Below are 17,149 nucleotides of genomic sequence, written 5' to 3' on the forward strand. Positions count from 1 at the left end.
AGGCAGAAAGGATTCCATGCACCCGCAAAACCAGTATCTCGACCTCGTTGGCGCCGCGCTATGTCCCGGCGTTGTCCAGCTGCGCCCTCGCGCCGATGCCGGAGCGCCCCGATCATGAGTGCCTCGTCGACACGCCCCGACATTGCCGTGCTGGGCGCTGGCCTGGCCGGCCGTCTGTGCGCCTGGCGCCTGGCGCGCCAGGGGTATGAAGTCGCGTTGTACGAGCGCGGCGGACCGGACGGCACGGAGGCCGCCGCCTGGGTGGCCGCCGCGATGCTCGCGCCACTTGCCGAGGCGGCGATCGCCGAGCCGCTGATCGTCGACATGGGTGCCGCGGGCTTGGCCTGTTGGCCGGAATTGCTCGCTGCACTGCCGCGCCCGGTATTCTTTCAGCGCAACGGTACGCTCGTCGTCTGGCACACGCCGGATCGGGCCGAGGCGATCATGTTCGACCGGCGCCTGCGCGCCAATGCGCCGCGGGAATTGCTCGACGGCGGCATGCTGTCATTGAATCAGGCCGCGTTGAGCGAAGCCGAGCCCGCGCTGGCGCAACGCTTTGCCGAAGGCCTGCTGCTACCCAACGAAGGACAACTCGACAACCGCCAATTGCTGGCGGCGCTTGGCGAAGGCCTGCTGGCCGAGGGCGTGCGCCTGCACTGGCATCAAGCAATCGACGATGCCGCGCCGCCCGAGGCCGGACTGATACTCGATTGTCGCGGTCTTGGTGCGCAAGGCGCCTGGCGCGGTCTGCGCGGGGTGCGCGGCGAAGTCGTGCGCCTGCATGCGCCCGGTATCGGCCTGCGCCGGCCGGTGCGCCTGCTGCACCCGCGCTATCCGATCTACATTGCCCCCAAGCAGGACGACGTCTACGTGATCGGTGCGACCGAGCTCGAATCCGACGACATGTCGCCGGTCAGCGTGCGCTCCGCGCTCGAGCTGCTGTCGGCGGCTTTTTCGCTGCACCCGGCCTTTGGCGAGGCGCGCATTCTCGAACTCAATTCCCAGTGCCGCCCGACCTTGCCGGATCACCTGCCGAGCGTTTGCTGGAACGGCGCGCGCACCGTTCGCGTCAACGGCCTGTACCGGCACGGCTACCTGTTGGCGCCGGCCGTGACCGGCGAGGCCTGCGCGCTGGTCGAGGCGGTCCTGGCGCAGCGTGCCGCGCCGGTCGCCCAGGGGCATTTCAAGCAATGGTGCGAGCAACGTGCCTGGCCGGCACTGTTCCATCTGGAGGAGCACTGAATGACGATGGAAATTACGATCAATCAGCAAGCGCTGAAGCTTGCCGAGAACGCCTCGCTGAGTGACGCACTGGCCGCTTTTGGCGCCCAGCCCCCGTTTGCTGCCGCAGTCAATGGCGACTTCGTGCCGAAGGCGCAATACGGTGCGCGCCAACTGCGCCCCGGCGATCGCGTCGACGTCGTGCAGCCGGTCGCGGGAGGCTGACATGAGCCACGCATTGGATGTGTTCTCGCTCTACGATGAGCCTCTGACGAGCCGATTGCTGCTCGGTACGGCCCGCTATCCTTCGCTGCAGATCCTCGAGCAGGCCATCGCCGAGGCGCGGCCCGGCATGGTGACGGTGGCACTGCGGCGGCAGTTGTCCGGGCAAGGGGGGCAAGCCACCGGCAGTCAGTTCTGGGACGCACTGCGCCGCCTCGAAGTGCCGGTGCTGCCGAATACGGCAGGTTGCCACTCGGTCGCGGAGGTGATCAACACCGCGATGATGGCGCGCGAAGTGTTCGAGACCGACTGGATCAAGCTCGAGCTGATCGGCGACGACTATACGCTGCAGCCCGATCCATTCGGGTTGGTCGAAGCAGCCGACAAGCTGATCAGGGATGGCTTCAAGGTGCTGCCGTATTGCACTGAAGACTTGGTGCTGTGCCGGCGCCTGCTCGACGTCGGCTGCCGTGCGCTGATGCCGTGGGGTGCGCCGATCGGCACTGGCAAGGGGGTCATGAATCCCTATGGGCTGCGGGTGTTGCGTGACAGGCTGCCGGATGTGCCGCTCTTGGTCGACGCCGGCCTTGGCCTGCCTTCGCACGCTTGCCAGGTCATGGAGTGGGGTTTCGACGGCGTATTGCTCAATACCGCGGTGGCCCAGGCAACCCATCCGGTGGCCATGGCGAGCGCCTTTGCCGGGGCCGTCGCCGCCGGTCGCGGTGCATTCCTTGCCGGGCCGATGCCTGAGCGCGCAAGTGCGCATGCCAGCACGCCAGTGGTCGGCGTGCCGTTCTGGCATCAGGTGGAGGACCAGCGATGAGCGCGGCGATGCGAGCGATATTTGTCTCGGCCGATGCGCCTGCGCGTCAGCGCCGGGCCGAACAGATCAGTCAGGCATTGGCGCCCTGGCAGGCGCACAGTGAAGCGTCGTGGCGTTTGCATCTGCAAGTGCCGCCCAGTGTCGGGCCGGGCGACCTGCTCTGCCTGCGGGCGGCGCCCGCCAAGGCCGACGTGGCGAACTGGCTGGCCGCTGGTGCGGTGGTGCTGGCAAGCGTGCGAGCATCCGACGGCAAGGTTTGCGACACCTTGCATACGGCCGAGCGCGCGTACCGCCTGGAAGGAACCCACGACGACGATTTCGAGCCGGCTTTGGCCGCTTTCCTGGATGCCGGCTTTGCGCCGCACGACGCGCTGTGCCTGGCACGCGCCTGGCGCGGCGACGGCAGTCACGCCGAGGCGCAATCGGACGCATTCGGCGCATGGCCGGTCCGGCTGGCCTGTTTCCCTCGCGTGCTCGATTTGCAGCCCACGCCGGGCCCTTTCGCGCCGGCGCCGCGCGCGCTGGGCCTGTATCCGGTCGTGCCGGATGCCGACTGGATCGAACGACTCGCCGCCCTGGACGTGGCGACACTGCAGTTGCGTGCCAAAACGGGCGAGCCCGCCTATCTGAATGCGCAGATCCAGCGCGCGGTGACGGCTGGCCGGGCGCACGGCACCCGCCTTTTCATCAATGACCACTGGCGGCTTGCCTTGGCCGCCGGCGCCTATGGCGTGCATTTGGGGCAAGAAGACTTTCAGCGCCTCGATGCCGCTGAGCTGGCAGAGTTGCAGCGCTCGGGCGTGCGGCTGGGAATCAGCACCCACGGTTACTACGAGATGCTGGTCGCTTGGCATTTCTCGCCGAGCTACATTGCCATGGGGGCGGTGTTTCCCACTACGACCAAGGTAATGCCGACGGCACCCCAAGGCTTGGCCAAATTGGCGCGCTATGCCAGATTGATGGCGCCGCACGTGCCGCTGGTGGCGATTGGCGGCGTCAACGAGGAAAATCTTGACCAGGTGCTGGCCACTGGCGTGGGCAGTGCGGCGGTGGTGCGCGCGGTTACCGAAGCCGGCGATCTGGCCGCTGCCGTGACCGAATTGCAAGCGCATTTCCGTGCTCGATCTTGAGTGAAACGTCGGCGGCCGATCGCCGAGCTGGCGATCGGCCGCCGACGATGTCATAAAAATATCCCTTTCTCCGCGCATGATTGCCCCGGTCCGACGCCGGTTTCCGGGCGTGACTGATCTGCCCGCGCGCGGTCGTCGGCGGGGGCCGTCGGCCCATGCCGACTGCGTGCATCACATTTACCCCCTATAATCCGCACATTGCACCGCAAAAAAACTAATTGACGTGTCGATCGTGTCTACAGAAACCCTGCTTGAACTGAACGACGTCAGCTTCGGCTACGCGGAGCGTCTGGTACTGTCCGGACTGAACATGCGTTTCGGGCGCGGCAAGGTGGTGGCCGTCATGGGCGGCTCGGGCTGCGGCAAAACGACTGTGCTGCGCCTGATCGGCGGGCTGGTGCGAGCCAATCAGGGCACAATCGCTTACCGCGGTCGCGATATCGGCCAGCTCGACATCGCGGGCCTCTATCAGTTGCGACGCAAGATGGGCATGCTGTTTCAGTTCGGCGCGTTATTCACCGACATGAGCGTGTTCGACAACGTTGCGTTCCCGCTGCGAGAGCACACCAATCTGCCCGACGAGGTGATTCGCGACCTGGTGCTGATGAAGCTCAATGCCGTGGGCCTGCGTGGCGCACGCGATCTCAAACCCGCCGAAATTTCCGGCGGGATGGCGCGTCGCGTGGCATTGGCCCGGGCGGTGGCGCTCGATCCGGAGCTCATCATGTACGACGAACCATTTGCCGGACTCGATCCCATTTCGATGGGCATCACGGCGAATCTGATCCGCAAGCTCAACGACGCGCTGGGAGCGACGTCCATCCTGGTCACGCATGACGTGCCGGAGTCGTTTGCGATTGCCGATCATGTCTATTTCATTGCCAACGGTCGCATCGCGGCGGAGGGCACGCCCGCGCAACTGCGCGCGTCGAGCGATCCGATGGTGCGGCAGTTCATCGATGCCGAACCCGATGGGCCGGTGCCGTTTCACTATGCGGCCGCGCCGCTGGCCAACGACTTCGGTCTGGGAGGTCGTGCATGATTGCCGCGTTGGGCCGTATGATACGCACCCGGGTCCAGCGCGTCGGCTATGCAACGCGAATGCTGTGGCATGTGCTGGGCGCCTCGGGCGCGATGCTGCGCCGGCCCCGGTTGGTGACCGACCAGATTTTTTTCGTCGGCAACTATTCTTTCGTGATCATTGCCGTGTCGGGCCTGTTTGTCGGTTTCGTGCTCGGGCTGCAGGGCTATTACACGCTGAACAGATACGGTTCCGAGCAGGCACTGGGTCTGCTGGTGGCCCTGTCATTGGTGCGCGAGCTCGGTCCGGTGGTCACCGCGCTGCTGTTTGCCGGGCGCGCCGGCACCTCGCTGACCGCCGAAATCGGCTTGATGAAGGCCGGTGAGCAGTTGACCGCGATGGAGATGATGGCGATCAACCCGCTGGCGCGGGTGGTTGCTCCGCGTTTCTGGGCGGGCGTCATCGCGATGCCCTTTCTGGCGGCGATCTTCAGCGCGATCGGCATCTTTGGCGGCTATCTGGTCGGCGTACAGCTCATCGGCGTGGATTCGGGTGCTTTCTGGTCGCAGATGCAAAGCGGCGTCGATATCTGGAGTGATATCGCCAACGGCGTGATCAAAAGCGCGGTATTTGGTGTGGCGGTGACGTTCATTGCGCTGTATCAGGGCTATGAGTCCCAACCGACGCCGGAGGGCGTGGCCCGTGCCACGACCCGCACGGTGGTATTCGCTTCGTTGGCTGTGCTCGGTCTCGACTTCCTCTTGACCGCATTGATGTTCAGCAATTAATCGATTTAATGACGATGAAAAAACATGCACTGGACTTTTGGGTCGGCTTGTTCGTGATCGCTGGTTTTGCGGCGTTGCTGTTTCTTGCGCTCAAGGCGGGCAACATGAGTTCGTTTTCGTTCAACGCCACTTACCCGATCAAGATGCGCTTCGACAATATCGGCGGGCTCAAGCTGCGCGCGCCGGTCAAGAGTGCCGGCGTGGTGGTCGGCCGGGTCGCCTCGATCAATTTCGATGACAAGCGCTTTCAGGCTGACGTCACACTCGATATCGACTCGCAATACCAGTTTCCGAAGGACTCCTCGGCCAAGATCCTGACTTCGGGCCTGCTTGGCGAGCAGTACATCGGCATCGAGCCGGGCGGCGACGATCAAATGCTCAAGCCCGGCGACACCATTACCATGACGCAGTCCGCAATCGTGCTCGAGAATCTCATCAGCCAGTTCCTTTACAGCAAAGCGGCTGATGCCGGCGGCGGGCACTCGCCAAGCGCTCCAGGCGCGCCTGCCCCGCAAGGGAAATAAGCCATGAAAAACAAAAAACACTTAACGTTACTTTTGGCGACGTGCATCAGCGTCGCGGGATGTTCGACGGTCCGGGCGCCGAGTCCGGCCGATCCGCTCGAAGGATTCAACCGCACCGTTTTTCAATTCAACGACGACCTCGATCGTTATGCGATGAAGCCGGTCGCGCAAGGGTATAAATTCGTTTTGCCCACACCGGTGCGCGCCTCGGTGACCAACTTCTTCTCGAATCTGGGCGATGTCGACAACCTGGCCAACAATCTGCTGCAGGCCAATGTGACCGCGGCCACGCAGGATTTGATGCGCATTGCGATCAACACCGTGTTTGGCGTCGGCGGGTTGTTCGATTTCGCCACGCCAGCCGGGTTGCCCAAACATAACCAGGACTTTGGTGTCACGCTGGGCAAGTGGGGGCTGCCTTCGGGGCCCTATCTGGTGCTGCCGCTGTTTGGCCCCAGCACGATACGCGATACGGTCGGCACGGTCGCGGATCTGCAAATCGATCCGTCCGGTTATTTCAAGCCGATCTGGTTCCGCAACACGTTGTATGGCTTGCGTGTGGTCAACACGCGGGCCAATTACCTCGGCGCCACCAATCTGTTGGCGCAGGCGGCGCTGGACAAATATTCGTTCACGCGTGATGCCTATTTGCAGCGCCGGCAGTATTTGATCAAGGGCAGCTCGGCGAGCGAACAGAATCTGCCCAATTACGACGATGAAAGCGGGCCGACCGCGGCTGCGCCTGCTGCGCCAGCTGAAACGAGTGCGCCAGCTGCGCCGGCAAGCGCGTCCGAACCGGCTGGCGCGGCCGCACCGGCGGGTGCGTCCGCCCCGGGCGCGGCCCAGCCCTCGAACAATGACAACGACAATGCGGTGCCGGTGCCGAACCGGCAGATGGTGCCCAATTCGCTGCGTCTGTTCCATTAGAGGGAAACAGTTTGTTACAAGGGCGCCATTGCCGGCGCCGAACTCCCTTTGCAGTATTTGTTCCAAGGCGAACAACCATGAGAATCCAAGGAAGGCATTAGATGAAAAAATTCTTTCTCATCCCCGTCATATCGTTTTTCATTGCCGGTGCGGCGCTCGCGCAGAACAACCTGGGACCCGAGGACCTGGTCAAGCAGACCGTCAACGAGGTCATGGCCGCAGTCAAGGCGGACAAGTCGATACAAGCCGGCGATATTCAGCATATCTCCGAGTTGGTCCAGGAAAAAATCCTCCCGCACGCCGACTTCCAGCGAACGACCCGCCTGGTGATGGGGCGCAACTGGAACAAGGCTACGCCTGAGCAGCAGCAGCAAATCACCGAGCAATTCAAGCAACTGCTGATCCACACTTACTCGGGTGCGATCGCGCAGATCCGCAATCAAACGGTGACTTACTTGCCCTATCGCGGCCAGCCGGGTGATACCGACGCGGTAATTCGCACGCAAGTGGTCAACAACGGCCAGCCGATCGAGATCGACTATCGGCTCGAGAAAACCCCCGCTGGCTGGAAGGTTTACGATATCAACGTGCTTGGCGCATGGCTGATCCAGGCTTACCGGGATCAATTCACGCAGCAGATCAGCGAGCACGGCGTCAGTGGCTTGCTGAGCTTCCTGACCGAGCGCAACCGCCAACTGGCCTCCGGTACGGCAAACTGATCTATGCTCGCGCTGCAATCCGAACTGACGCACGACACCGCAGCCGCGGTACTGCGTGATGGCATGGCGTCGATCGACGCTGGGGAGACCCAGGTCGATTGCGCCGCGCTGATGCGTTTCGACTCGTCGGCGCTGGCGGTATTGCTGGCGTTGCGGCGACACGCGATCCGCCGCGGCGCGACGCTGGCCTTCAGCAATCTGCCCGACGAATTGACCAGTCTGGCACAGGTCTACGGGATCACTCATTTGTTGGCTAACTGAGCACTGCGCCGGCCGACCGCTCGGCGGCCGGGGGCGACTTCCCCTATAATCTGGGGTTTCTTCAAATTCCCGTTCCAATTTATCCGGATGCGCCGCCCGCGAGCGGCGCGGATCGTTTATGGCGGCTATCGAAATCCGTAACGTTAAAAAGCGCTACCGAGCCCTGCAGGCGCTCAAGGGCGTTACGTTCTCCATCGAGCAGGGCGAATTCTTTGGCTTGCTCGGGCCCAACGGTGCCGGCAAGACGACGCTGATCAGCATTCTGGCCGGACTCGCGCGCGCCGACTCGGGCAGCATTTCCGTGCTCGGGCACGACGTGGTGCGCGACTACCGTCAGGCACGTCGGGAGTTGGGCGTGGTGCCTCAGGAACTGGTGTTCGATCCGTTCTTTACGGTGCGCGAGACGCTGCGCCTGCAGTCCGGCTATTTCGGGCTGCGCCACAACGACGCCTGGGTCGACGAGGTCATGGCCAATCTGGATCTGACCGACAAGGCCGACGTCAATATGCGCGCGCTGTCCGGCGGCATGAAGCGCCGCGTGCTGGTGGCGCAGGCGCTGGTCCATCGACCGCCGGTGATCGTGCTCGATGAGCCGACCGCCGGGGTCGACGTCGAGTTGCGTCAGACGCTGTGGAAGTTCATCTCCAGGCTCAATCGCGAGGGTCATACGATCGTCCTGACCACTCACTATCTGGAGGAGGCCCAGGCGCTGTGCGACCGGATCGCGATGCTCAAGCTCGGCGAGGTCGTCGCGCTCGAACCCACCACCCAGCTGCTGCAGCGGTTCGGCGGCCCTCGCCTGGTGCTGCGCTTCGCGCAGGGCACCCTGCCGCAGAGCCTGCGGCCGCTGCTGATCGAATCCCATAATCTGGACGGCCGCCACTTCGCGCTGCGCCTGGGCGGTTGCGACGAGGTCGAATCGATCCTCGCGACGTGCCGTGCCAACGGCTGCGTGATCGAAGATATCGATATTCAGCGGGCCGACCTGGAAGACGTTTTCGTGCAGATCATGGGCGACGCGCACGGCGCCGAGCCGGCGCCGCTAAGAGAGACGGCAATATGACGGGTTTTCGCACACTGCTGTACAAGGAGCTGTTGCGCTTCTGGAAGGTCGGTTTTCAGACGGTCGCCGCGCCGATCATCACGGCGCTGCTTTACCTGCTGATCTTTGGCCACGTTCTCGAGGGCCGGGTAAAGGTCTACAGCCAGCTCAATTACACGGCGTTCCTGGTGCCGGGGCTGGTGATGATGAGCGTATTGCAGAATGCGTTCGCCAACAGTTCCTCGTCGCTGATTCAATCGAAAATCACCGGTAATCTGGTGTTCGTGCTGCTGCCGCCGCTCACGCATTGGGAGATGTACGCGGCCTACGTGCTGGCATCGGTGGCTCGCGGACTGACGGTCGGATTCGGGGTTTTTCTCGTCACCGTGGCTTTCACGCACCTATTGTTTGCCGATCCGCTGTGGATTCTGATGTTTGCGTTTCTGGGCGCGGCGATTCTCGGCACGCTGGGATTGATTGCGGGCATCTGGGCGGAGAAATTCGATCAGTTGGCTGCCTTCCAGAATTTCCTGATCATGCCCGCCACTTTCCTGGCGGGCGTGTTTTACTCGATTCACTCGCTCCCTCCGTTGTGGCAGGCTATTTCTCATCTGAACCCCTTTTTCTACATGATCGACGGCTTTCGCTACGGCTTTTTCGGTGTCTCCGACGTCGATCCGTTCGTCAGTCTGACGGTCGTCGGCACTACGTTTCTGGTGTTGGCGGCGATTGCTCTGCGCCTGTTGAGCACCGGCTACAAGCTGCGTCATTGAACACATTTGCAAGGAGCGGCCATGCTGCCCACCCCCGAACAGATCAAGCAATATATCGAGACAGGCCTGGCCTGTGAGCACATCGAAGTCGAAGGCGACGGCCAGCACTTCTATGCGACCATCGTCAGCAGCGCATTCGAGGGCAAACGGCTGATTCAGCGCCATCAACTCGTCTACGGCGCGTTGGGTGAGCGCATGAAAGCGGAAATCCACGCGCTGTCGATGAAGACGTTGACGCCGGCCGAGTGGCGCGCCTGAGGCCAGGCCGAGCAGCATCCCCCGACATTACGGCAGGAACGAAAGCAAGGTGACAAACGCATCAAACGAGTGGCGTGACTCATGAGAATCACGCAAGACGATGGGCTATCGGGCGTCGCTCGGGCCAGGGAAAAGCAGACCACGGACGAGCCAAGCATGGATAAACTGGTTATCGAGGGGGGCGGGCGCCTGAGCGGGGAAATCCCCGTATCGGGTGCGAAGAATGCCGCTTTGCCGATTCTTTGCGCCAGTTTGCTCAGCGCGGAACCGATCGCGCTGAGCAACGTCCCCGAGCTGCACGATATACACACGATGCTCAAGCTGCTGCGGCAAATGGGCGTGACGGCAACCCGCGACGGCGATACGGTAACGATCGGCGCGCAGCATATCTCGCGCCCCGAGGCGCCGTACGATCTGGTCAAGACCATGCGTGCGTCGATTCTCGTGTTGGGTCCGCTGCTGGCGCGCTGCGGGGAGGCTCGTGTCTCGCTGCCGGGCGGCTGCGCGATCGGCGCGCGGCCAGTGGATCAGCACGTCAAGGGCCTGCAGGCAATGGGTGCCCAGATCAGCGTCGAGCATGGCTACCTGGTGGCCAAGGCCGCCCGTCTCAAGGGCGGGGCGCGCATCGTCACCGACATGATCACCGTCACCGGCACGGAAAACCTCATGATGGCCGCGGTCCTCGCCGATGGCGAGACCATCCTGGAAAACGCCGCCCGGGAACCGGAGGTGGGCGATCTGGCGAACCTGCTGGTGAAGATGGGCGCCCGCATCGACGGCATCGGCAGCGACCGCCTGGTGATTCAGGGCGTCGAGCGGCTGCATGGTGCCGAGCATCGGGTCATTCCCGACCGCATCGAGGCGGGCACGTTTCTCTGCGCGGCGGCCGCGACCATGGGCGACATCGTGCTGCGTCACGTGACGCCGGGGCTGCTCGATGCCGTGCTGGAAAAACTGCGCGAGACGGGAGCGGCCGTCAGCGCCGGCGACGACTGGATTCGGGTCGCCATGCAGCGCCGGCCCAAGGCGGTGAGTTTTCGCACCTCCGAATACCCGGCGTTTCCGACCGACATGCAGGCGCAGTTCATGGCCCTCAACAGCGTGGCCGAAGGCACGTCTCAGGTGGTGGAAACCATTTTCGAGAATCGCTTCATGCACGTGCAGGAATTGACCCGGCTGGGTGCGAACATCGCCGTCGAGGGCAATACCGCCGTGGTGACCGGCGTGCCGCGCCTGTCCGGCGCCACGGTCATGGCGACTGACTTGCGCGCCTCGGCCAGCCTGGTGCTGGCCGGACTGGTGGCCGACGGCCAGACCACGATCGACCGCATTTATCACCTGGATCGCGGTTACGACCGCATGGAAGCCAAGCTGTGCGCGGCTGGCGCCTCAGTGCGTCGCGTCGGTGCACGTCAGGGAGACCTCGCATGACCCGCACCGCCACCACTGCCGCCGCGCAAACGCCTGAACCGGTTCGTCGCAGCTCGCCGCAGCCACTCACACTCGCGTTGTCAAAAGGGCGTATCTTTACAGAAACGATGCCCTTGCTGGCAGCGGCCGGTATCGAAGTCACCGAGGATCCTGAAACGTCGCGCAAGTTGATTTTGCCGACCACCGATCCGAATTTGCGCGTCATTATCGTGCGCGCCTCCGATGTGCCGACCTATGTCCAATACGGTGCGGCGGATTTCGGCGTGGCGGGCAAGGACGTGCTGCTCGAGCATGGCGGCAATGGGTTGTATCAGCCGATCGACCTGAACATTGCCCGATGCCGGATGTCGGTGGCTGTACCGGCGGGTTTCGATTACGCCAATGCCGTGCGGCAAGGTGCGCGCCTGCGAGTGGCGACCAAATACGTGCAGACGGCGCGCGAGCATTTTGCCGCCAAGGGGGTTCACGTCGACCTCATCAAGCTGTACGGGTCGATGGAATTGGCGCCGCTGGTGGGGCTGGCCGATGCAATCGTCGACCTGGTCAGCACCGGCAGCACCTTGCGGGCGAATCATCTGGTTGAGGTGGAGGAAATCATGCCGATTTCCTCGCGCCTGGTCATCAATCAGGCTGCGTTGAAACTCAAGCGAGTATCGCTGCAGCCTATTTTGGCGGCTTTTGAACGGGCCGCCCGGTAACACAGCATGAAGATGAAGATACGCAAACTCGATGCTGCCGCGGCGGACTTCCCGCGGCAACTGAGCCAGTTGCTCGCCTTCGAAGCGAGTGAGGACGAAGCGATCGAGCGCGCAGTCGCCGCGATTCTGGCCGACGTCAAGGCGCGTGGCGACGATGCCGTGCTCGAGTACACCAATAATTTCGACAAACTCGATGCCACCAGCATGGCGAGTCTCGAGCTGCCGCCCGGCGAGCTGGAGGCCGCGCTCGATGGCCTGGAGCCCAAGCGCCGCGCCGCGCTCGAGGCCGCCGCGGCCCGCGTGCGGGCCTATCATGAGAAGCAGCGCATCGAATGCGGCAGCCATAGCTGGCAGTACACCGAGGCCGACGGCACCGTGCTGGGGCAAAAAGTCACGCCGCTGGACCGTGTCGGCATTTATGTGCCCGGCGGCAAGGCGGCTTACCCGTCGTCGGTGCTGATGAATGCGATTCCGGCGCGCGTTGCCGGCGTCAAGGAAATCATCATGGTGGTGCCCACGCCGGGCGGCGTGCGCAACCAGCTAGTATTGGCGGCCGCCCACATCGCCGGGGTCGACCGGGTCTTCACCATCGGCGGCGCGCAGGCGGTCGGTGCGCTTGCCTACGGCACGGCGACCCTGCCGGCGGTCGACAAGATCGTCGGGCCGGGCAATGCCTATGTGGCTGCGGCCAAGCGGCGAGTGTTCGGCACCGTCGGCATCGACATGATCGCCGGTCCGTCCGAGATCCTGGTGCTGTGCGACGGGACCACCAACCCCGACTGGGTGGCGATGGATCTGTTTTCGCAGGCCGAGCACGACGAGCTGGCCCAATCGATCCTGCTTTGCCCGGACGCCGCGTATCTGGCCAAGGTCGAGGCGGCCATGCAACGATTGATCGACGAAATGCCCCGGCAAGCGGTCATCCGCGCTTCGCTCGAAGGGCGCGGCGCGCTTATCAAGGTGCGCGACATGGACGAGGCTTGCGACATCGCCAACCAGATCGCCCCTGAACACCTCGAGATCTCCGCGCTGAACCCGCAGCCGTGGGCGGACAAGATTCGCCACGCCGGGGCGATTTTCCTGGGGCAGTTCGCCAGCGAGAGCCTGGGCGACTATTGCGCCGGGCCAAATCACGTGTTGCCGACCTCGCGTACCGCGCGCTTTTCGTCGCCGCTGGGCGTATACGACTTCCTCAAGCGCTCGAGCCTGATTCAGGTCAGCGAGGACGGCGCCCAGATGCTGGGCGAGATCGCCGCTGAATTGGCCTATGGCGAAGGGCTGCAGGCGCACGCCCGCAGCGCCGAATACCGTTTGCGTACCTCCTGAGGCGCCGAGAACCACTCATGTCCGCTTCGCTCGTGCAGCAACTGATTCGCCCCGACGTCCTGTCGATGCACAGTTATCCGGTGCCCGATGCCACCGGCTTGCTCAAGCTCGACGCGATGGAAAATCCCTATCGCCTGCCCGACGATCTGCGCGCGGCGCTGGGCCGGCGCCTGAGCGAGGTGGCGCTGAATCGCTATCCGGCGCCGCGGCCGCAGGCGCTGCTCGACAAGCTCAAGCACGTCATGCAGGTGCCCGCCGGCCACGACGTCCTGCTGGGCAATGGCTCCGATGAAATCATCAGCATGATTGCGCTGGCCTGCGCGCGGCCCGGCGCGTCGGTGCTGGCACCGGTGCCGGGTTTCGTGATGTACGAAATGTCGGCTCGCCTGAACGGCCTCGAGTTCGTCGGCGTGCCATTGCGGGAGGATTTCGCGCTCGATCTGCCCGCCATGCTCGCGGCGATCGAGCGCCATCGGCCGGCCGTGATCTATCTGGCCTACCCGAACAATCCGACCGGTAATCTGTTCGACGAGCAGGCGATGCAAGCCATCATCGCGGCCGCCACCCATAGCCTGGTGGTCGTCGACGAGGCTTATCAGCCATTTGCGCAACGCAGCTGGATGGCGCGCCTGCCCGATTTCACCAATTTGGTGGTGATGCGCACCGTGTCCAAGCTCGGCCTGGCGGGTATTCGTCTCGGTTATCTGGCCGGCTCGCCGGCCTGGCTCGCACAGTTCGATAAAGTGCGGCCGCCCTACAACGTCAATGTGCTGACGCAGGCGACGACCGATTTCATGCTCGAGCACGTCGACGTGCTCGACGCGCAGGCTGCGACCCTGAGGGCCGAACGGCAGCGCCTGAGCGAGGCGCTCGGTGCGATACCGGGCGTGACGGTGTATCCGAGCGACGCCAACTTCCTGCTGATTCGCGTGCCGGATGCAGCAAAAACCTTCGATGGGATGCTGGCGCGCGGGGTTTTGATCAAAAACGTGGGTAAAATGCACACATTGCTGTCCCAATGCCTGCGTTTGACCGTCAGCTCACCGGAGGAAAATGCCGTGATGCTGGCGGCGCTCGATGCCTCGTTGTGAACGAGCGAGCGGGATAGGCGGCAATTTCCATTTCTCTGAACGGACCCAACAACATCATGCGCATCGCGGAAGTCGTTCGCAACACCAGCGAAACGCAAATACGCGTCCAGGTCAATCTCGACGGCACCGGTGAGCGTCATCTGGCCACTGGCGTGGCATTTCTCGATCACATGCTGGACCAGATCGCCCGCCACGGGCTCATCGATCTGGATGTCGAGGCCAACGGAGATCTGCACATCGACGACCACCACACCGTGGAAGACGTCGGCATAACGCTGGGTCAGGCGGTAGCCAAGGCTGTCGGCGACAAGAAAGGTATCGTGCGCTATGGGCACAGTTACGTGCCGCTCGATGAGGCGTTGTCGCGCGTGGTCGTCGATTTCTCGGGGCGCCCCGGGCTGGAGTTCCACGTGCCGTTCACGCGCGCGCGGGTCGGCAGTTTCGACGTCGACCTGACCATCGAGTTCTTCCGCGGTTTCGTCAATCACGCGGGGGTTACGCTGCACGTCGACAATTTGCGGGGCATCAATGCCCACCATCAGTGCGAAACGGTGTTCAAGGCGTTTGGCCGCGCGTTGCGCATGGCGCTCGAAATCGACCCGCGCGCCGCTGGAGCGATTCCGTCGACCAAGGGCAGTCTATGAAATCGCCGGCCGAGCCGATCGGGTGCTGAGGTCATGACGAACACCCATACGCTGGATGTTCTCAAATCGTTCATTTCGCTGTTGGCGTTGATCAACCCGATAGGCGCTATTCCGCTGTTCATCAGCTTGACCGAGCAGCAAACGCCCGCCGAGAAGCAAGCCACGCTTCGGACCACGGCGATTTCGGTGGCGCTGGTGGTGGCCTGCTCGGCGCTGTTCGGCGAGCGAATCATCCATTTTTTCGGTATCTCGGTGGCGTCGCTGGAGGTCGGCGGCGGTGTCATCATGCTGTTGATGGCTGTCAACATGCTGAATGCGCAGGTTGGCAACACGCGCTCCACGGCCGAGGAGCGCGACGAAGCCGGCGCGCGCCAGAACGTAGCGGTCGTGCCCCTGGCGATCCCGCTGCTGACCGGGCCAGGAACCATCAGCACGGTGATCGTCTATGCCGGCAGGTCTCAGCATTGGTATGACCTGCTGTTCCTGTTGGCGGTCGGGGCGCTGCTCGGGTTCGTTACCTGGCTGGCCTTGCGCATGGCCGAGCCGATCGAAGGCTGGCTTGGTCGCACCGGCATCAACGTCGGCACGCGGCTGATGGGTTTGATTCTGTCCGCGTTGGCGGTGGAATTTATCGTGGATGGTTTGAAAATATTGTTGCCAGGTTTGAGATGACGAACAAGATTGCGATTGTCGACTACGGGATGGGCAATATCCGCTCGGTCTACCAGGCCCTGCGCGCCGCCGCGCCGCAAGCCGACGTCAATGTCAGCGCCGACGCCGGCCAGATCGTGGCTGCCGACCGCGTGGTATTGCCAGGGCAGGGTGCGATGCCCGACTGCATGCGCAGTCTGCGCGAATCGGGCCTGCGCGATGCGGTGCTGGAAGTCGCCCGGCGCGGCAGCCCGTTGCTGGGCGTGTGCGTCGGTGAACAGATGCTGTTCGACGTGAGCGAGGAAGGCGATACGCCGGGGCTTGGGCTGCTGCCCGGCAAGGTCGTGCGCTTCAGGCTCGAGGGCCGCCTGCAGGACGACGGTTCCCGTTTCAAGGTGCCGCAAATGGGCTGGAATCGCGTGCATCAGCGCCGCCCGCATGCGCTGTGGCAGGGCATCCCCGACGAAAGCTATTTCTATTTTGTGCACAGCTACTACGTGCAGCCGGCCAACGAGGCCGATATCGTCGGCGAAACCGAGTATGGCGTGCGCTTTACGTGCGCGGTGGCAAACGCTAATATTTTCGCGACGCAGTTTCACCCTGAAAAAAGCGCAGAGGCGGGCCTGACCTTATATCGCAATTTTGTTCACTGGAACCCCTGAATCCGTCTTGCGGCGGGGCCTGGCGCGATCACCGCAAGCCGGGCGCCGGCGCGGGATACCCATCGCGTCGCATGTTGTACTAATATGAACCCGACACGCCGTCGCCAAGCCTGGCCAGTATTGGGGCTAGCTTAATTCCTTTCTTTCACTTGTAAGCATCACGATTATCTATGCTGCTCATCCCGGCCATCGACCTGAAAGACGGTCAATGTGTTCGCCTCAAGCAAGGCGATATGGATCAAGCCACCGTGTTTTCCGAGGACCCCGCCGCCATGGCACGCCATTGGGTGGAGCAGGGAGCTCGCAGGCTGCATCTTGTCGACCTGAATGGCGCCTTTGCAGGCAAGCCTCGCAATGAGGCGGCCATCCGCTCGATCATTGCCGAGGTCGGCGAGGAAGTGCCGGTGCAACTGGGCGGCGGGATTCGCGATCTGAACACGATCGAGCGTTATCTCGACGGCGGCCTGTCGTACGTCATCATCGGTACCGCGGCGGTCAAGAACCCGGGCTTCCTCAAAGATGCCTGCGCGGCGTTCGGTGGCCACATCATCGTCGGACTCGACGCCAAGGACGGCAAGGTCGCCACCGATGGCTGGAGCAAGCTGACCGGCCACGAGGTCGTCGATCTGGCGCGCAAGTTCGAGGATTACGGCGTCGAGGCGATCGTCTACACCGACATCGGCCGCGACGGCATGCTGCAGGGGATCAATATCGACGCGACCGTTCGCCTGGCGCAAGCCGTCACGGTGTCGGTGATCGCCAGTGGCGGCTTGTCCAAGCTCGACGATATCAACGCGCTTTGCGCGGTCGAAAGGGAAGGCGTGGACGGCGTGATTTGCGGTCGCGCGATCTATTCCGGCGAACTGAATTTCGCCAGCGCGCAAGACCGCGCGGACCAATTGAGCGAAGGAGCGGCGTAGCCGGCCGGCGGCCGCGC

21 protein-coding genes are annotated in these 17,149 nt (G+C 63.3%); all 21 read left to right on the plus strand.

The genetic code is table 11. From position 1 onward, the window contains the following. The first annotated feature begins 114 nt into the window (after positions 1-114). The 21 genes from PATSB16_RS20275 (at position 115) to hisA (ending at position 17,132) form a co-directional block, all read left to right on the plus strand. Positions 115-1,242 (plus strand): FAD-dependent oxidoreductase, encoded by a 1,128-nt coding sequence (locus PATSB16_RS20275; RefSeq protein WP_047215776.1) that lies wholly within the window; start codon positions 115-117, stop codon positions 1,240-1,242. 6 nt (positions 1,243-1,248) lie between these two features. Next, positions 1,249-1,446, plus strand: coding sequence for a sulfur carrier protein ThiS (gene thiS / locus PATSB16_RS20280; RefSeq protein ID WP_047216793.1), 198 nt, complete (start codon positions 1,249-1,251; stop codon positions 1,444-1,446). Position 1,447: 1 nt separating this feature from the next. Continuing rightward, positions 1,448-2,266: a thiazole synthase gene (locus PATSB16_RS20285; RefSeq protein WP_047215777.1), complete on the plus strand. Its 819-nt coding sequence runs from the start codon at positions 1,448-1,450 to the stop codon at positions 2,264-2,266. Between the two features lie 8 nt (positions 2,267-2,274). Then, positions 2,275-3,396, plus strand: a complete 1,122-nt coding sequence (locus PATSB16_RS20290; RefSeq protein WP_156884523.1) for a thiamine phosphate synthase — start codon at positions 2,275-2,277, stop codon at positions 3,394-3,396. 232 nt (positions 3,397-3,628) lie between these two features. Next, positions 3,629-4,438 carry an ABC transporter ATP-binding protein gene (locus tag PATSB16_RS20295; protein WP_418303875.1) on the plus strand — a complete coding sequence of 270 codons (810 nt, stop codon included), beginning with the start codon at positions 3,629-3,631 and terminating at the stop codon, positions 4,436-4,438. Beyond that, the gene (gene mlaE, locus PATSB16_RS20300) at positions 4,435-5,205 is read left to right on the plus strand and encodes a lipid asymmetry maintenance ABC transporter permease subunit MlaE (RefSeq protein WP_047215778.1); all 771 of its coding nucleotides are present in this window, start codon (positions 4,435-4,437) and stop codon (positions 5,203-5,205) included. Before PATSB16_RS20295 ends, mlaE begins: the two co-directional genes overlap by 4 nt. Positions 5,206-5,213: 8 nt before the next feature. Further along, on the plus strand, positions 5,214-5,729 hold the full coding sequence (gene mlaD, locus PATSB16_RS20305) for an outer membrane lipid asymmetry maintenance protein MlaD (protein WP_047215779.1): 516 nt from the start codon (positions 5,214-5,216) through the stop codon (positions 5,727-5,729). 3 nt (positions 5,730-5,732) lie between these two features. Next, positions 5,733-6,656 (plus strand): MlaA family lipoprotein, encoded by a 924-nt coding sequence (locus PATSB16_RS20310; protein WP_047215780.1) that lies wholly within the window; start codon positions 5,733-5,735, stop codon positions 6,654-6,656. 101 nt (positions 6,657-6,757) lie between these two features. Beyond that, positions 6,758-7,375: an MlaC/ttg2D family ABC transporter substrate-binding protein gene (locus PATSB16_RS20315; RefSeq protein WP_047215781.1), complete on the plus strand. Its 618-nt coding sequence runs from the start codon at positions 6,758-6,760 to the stop codon at positions 7,373-7,375. Between the two features lie 3 nt (positions 7,376-7,378). Beyond that, positions 7,379-7,636 (plus strand): STAS domain-containing protein, encoded by a 258-nt coding sequence (locus tag PATSB16_RS20320; protein ID WP_047215782.1) that lies wholly within the window; start codon positions 7,379-7,381, stop codon positions 7,634-7,636. A 118-nt stretch (positions 7,637-7,754) separates the two neighbouring features. Continuing rightward, positions 7,755-8,699: an ABC transporter ATP-binding protein gene (locus PATSB16_RS20325; protein WP_047215783.1), complete on the plus strand. Its 945-nt coding sequence runs from the start codon at positions 7,755-7,757 to the stop codon at positions 8,697-8,699. Continuing rightward, the gene (locus tag PATSB16_RS20330; protein WP_047215784.1) at positions 8,696-9,451 is read left to right on the plus strand and encodes an ABC transporter permease; all 756 of its coding nucleotides are present in this window, start codon (positions 8,696-8,698) and stop codon (positions 9,449-9,451) included. The genes PATSB16_RS20325 and PATSB16_RS20330 overlap by 4 nt, the downstream gene beginning before the upstream one ends. 21 nt (positions 9,452-9,472) lie before the next feature. Beyond that, a complete protein-coding gene (locus tag PATSB16_RS20335; protein ID WP_047215785.1) occupies positions 9,473-9,709 on the plus strand; it encodes a BolA family protein in 237 nt (78 codons plus the stop codon). Between the two features lie 156 nt (positions 9,710-9,865). Then, positions 9,866-11,140: a UDP-N-acetylglucosamine 1-carboxyvinyltransferase gene (gene murA / locus PATSB16_RS20340; RefSeq protein ID WP_047215786.1), complete on the plus strand. Its 1,275-nt coding sequence runs from the start codon at positions 9,866-9,868 to the stop codon at positions 11,138-11,140. Further along, on the plus strand, positions 11,137-11,838 hold the full coding sequence (hisG, locus tag PATSB16_RS20345; RefSeq protein ID WP_072628580.1) for an ATP phosphoribosyltransferase: 702 nt from the start codon (positions 11,137-11,139) through the stop codon (positions 11,836-11,838). Before murA ends, hisG begins: the two co-directional genes overlap by 4 nt. Before the next feature lie 6 nt (positions 11,839-11,844). Continuing rightward, positions 11,845-13,164, plus strand: a complete 1,320-nt coding sequence (gene hisD, locus PATSB16_RS20350) for a histidinol dehydrogenase (protein WP_047215787.1) — start codon at positions 11,845-11,847, stop codon at positions 13,162-13,164. 17 nt (positions 13,165-13,181) lie between these two features. Beyond that, positions 13,182-14,255 (plus strand): histidinol-phosphate transaminase, encoded by a 1,074-nt coding sequence (gene hisC, locus PATSB16_RS20355; protein WP_047215788.1) that lies wholly within the window; start codon positions 13,182-13,184, stop codon positions 14,253-14,255. Positions 14,256-14,311: 56 nt separating this feature from the next. Continuing rightward, on the plus strand, positions 14,312-14,899 hold the full coding sequence (hisB, locus tag PATSB16_RS20360; RefSeq protein WP_047215789.1) for an imidazoleglycerol-phosphate dehydratase HisB: 588 nt from the start codon (positions 14,312-14,314) through the stop codon (positions 14,897-14,899). A gap of 51 nt (positions 14,900-14,950) precedes the next feature. Next, positions 14,951-15,571, plus strand: coding sequence for a YchE family NAAT transporter (locus PATSB16_RS20365; RefSeq protein WP_047216797.1), 621 nt, complete (start codon positions 14,951-14,953; stop codon positions 15,569-15,571). Then, a complete protein-coding gene (hisH, locus tag PATSB16_RS20370) occupies positions 15,568-16,212 on the plus strand; it encodes an imidazole glycerol phosphate synthase subunit HisH (RefSeq protein WP_047215790.1) in 645 nt (214 codons plus the stop codon). The genes PATSB16_RS20365 and hisH overlap by 4 nt, the downstream gene beginning before the upstream one ends. Positions 16,213-16,382: 170 nt before the next feature. Next, positions 16,383-17,132 (plus strand): 1-(5-phosphoribosyl)-5-[(5-phosphoribosylamino)methylideneamino]imidazole-4-carboxamide isomerase, encoded by a 750-nt coding sequence (gene hisA / locus PATSB16_RS20375; RefSeq protein WP_047215791.1) that lies wholly within the window; start codon positions 16,383-16,385, stop codon positions 17,130-17,132. Positions 17,133-17,149 lie beyond the last annotated feature (17 nt).

The organism is Pandoraea thiooxydans (genome assembly GCF_001931675.1).
GTDB lineage: Bacteria > Pseudomonadota > Gammaproteobacteria > Burkholderiales > Burkholderiaceae > Pandoraea > Pandoraea thiooxydans.

What these genes read in the sequence shown, in the direction of transcription:
- mlaE (WP_047215778.1), top strand. Translation starts at nt 4,435, where the DNA reads ATGATTGCCGCGTTGGGCCGTATGATACGCACCCGGGTCCAGCGCGTC.
- PATSB16_RS20315 (WP_047215781.1), top strand. Translation starts at nt 6,758, where the DNA reads ATGAAAAAATTCTTTCTCATCCCCGTCATATCGTTTTTCATTGCCGGT.
- mlaD (WP_047215779.1), top strand. Translation starts at nt 5,214, where the DNA reads ATGACGATGAAAAAACATGCACTGGACTTTTGGGTCGGCTTGTTCGTG.
- PATSB16_RS20275 (WP_047215776.1), top strand. Translation starts at nt 115, where the DNA reads ATGAGTGCCTCGTCGACACGCCCCGACATTGCCGTGCTGGGCGCTGGC.
- murA (WP_047215786.1), top strand. Translation starts at nt 9,866, where the DNA reads ATGGATAAACTGGTTATCGAGGGGGGCGGGCGCCTGAGCGGGGAAATC.
- PATSB16_RS20285 (WP_047215777.1), top strand. Translation starts at nt 1,448, where the DNA reads ATGAGCCACGCATTGGATGTGTTCTCGCTCTACGATGAGCCTCTGACG.
- hisA (WP_047215791.1), top strand. Translation starts at nt 16,383, where the DNA reads ATGCTGCTCATCCCGGCCATCGACCTGAAAGACGGTCAATGTGTTCGC.
- hisG (WP_072628580.1), top strand. Translation starts at nt 11,137, where the DNA reads ATGACCCGCACCGCCACCACTGCCGCCGCGCAAACGCCTGAACCGGTT.
- hisH (WP_047215790.1), top strand. Translation starts at nt 15,568, where the DNA reads ATGACGAACAAGATTGCGATTGTCGACTACGGGATGGGCAATATCCGC.
- thiS (WP_047216793.1), top strand. Translation starts at nt 1,249, where the DNA reads ATGGAAATTACGATCAATCAGCAAGCGCTGAAGCTTGCCGAGAACGCC.
- hisC (WP_047215788.1), top strand. Translation starts at nt 13,182, where the DNA reads ATGTCCGCTTCGCTCGTGCAGCAACTGATTCGCCCCGACGTCCTGTCG.
- PATSB16_RS20335 (WP_047215785.1), top strand. Translation starts at nt 9,473, where the DNA reads ATGCTGCCCACCCCCGAACAGATCAAGCAATATATCGAGACAGGCCTG.
- PATSB16_RS20330 (WP_047215784.1), top strand. Translation starts at nt 8,696, where the DNA reads ATGACGGGTTTTCGCACACTGCTGTACAAGGAGCTGTTGCGCTTCTGG.
- hisB (WP_047215789.1), top strand. Translation starts at nt 14,312, where the DNA reads ATGCGCATCGCGGAAGTCGTTCGCAACACCAGCGAAACGCAAATACGC.
- PATSB16_RS20290 (WP_156884523.1), top strand. Translation starts at nt 2,275, where the DNA reads ATGCGAGCGATATTTGTCTCGGCCGATGCGCCTGCGCGTCAGCGCCGG.
- hisD (WP_047215787.1), top strand. Translation starts at nt 11,845, where the DNA reads ATGAAGATGAAGATACGCAAACTCGATGCTGCCGCGGCGGACTTCCCG.
- PATSB16_RS20320 (WP_047215782.1), top strand. Translation starts at nt 7,379, where the DNA reads ATGCTCGCGCTGCAATCCGAACTGACGCACGACACCGCAGCCGCGGTA.
- PATSB16_RS20310 (WP_047215780.1), top strand. Translation starts at nt 5,733, where the DNA reads ATGAAAAACAAAAAACACTTAACGTTACTTTTGGCGACGTGCATCAGC.
- PATSB16_RS20325 (WP_047215783.1), top strand. Translation starts at nt 7,755, where the DNA reads ATGGCGGCTATCGAAATCCGTAACGTTAAAAAGCGCTACCGAGCCCTG.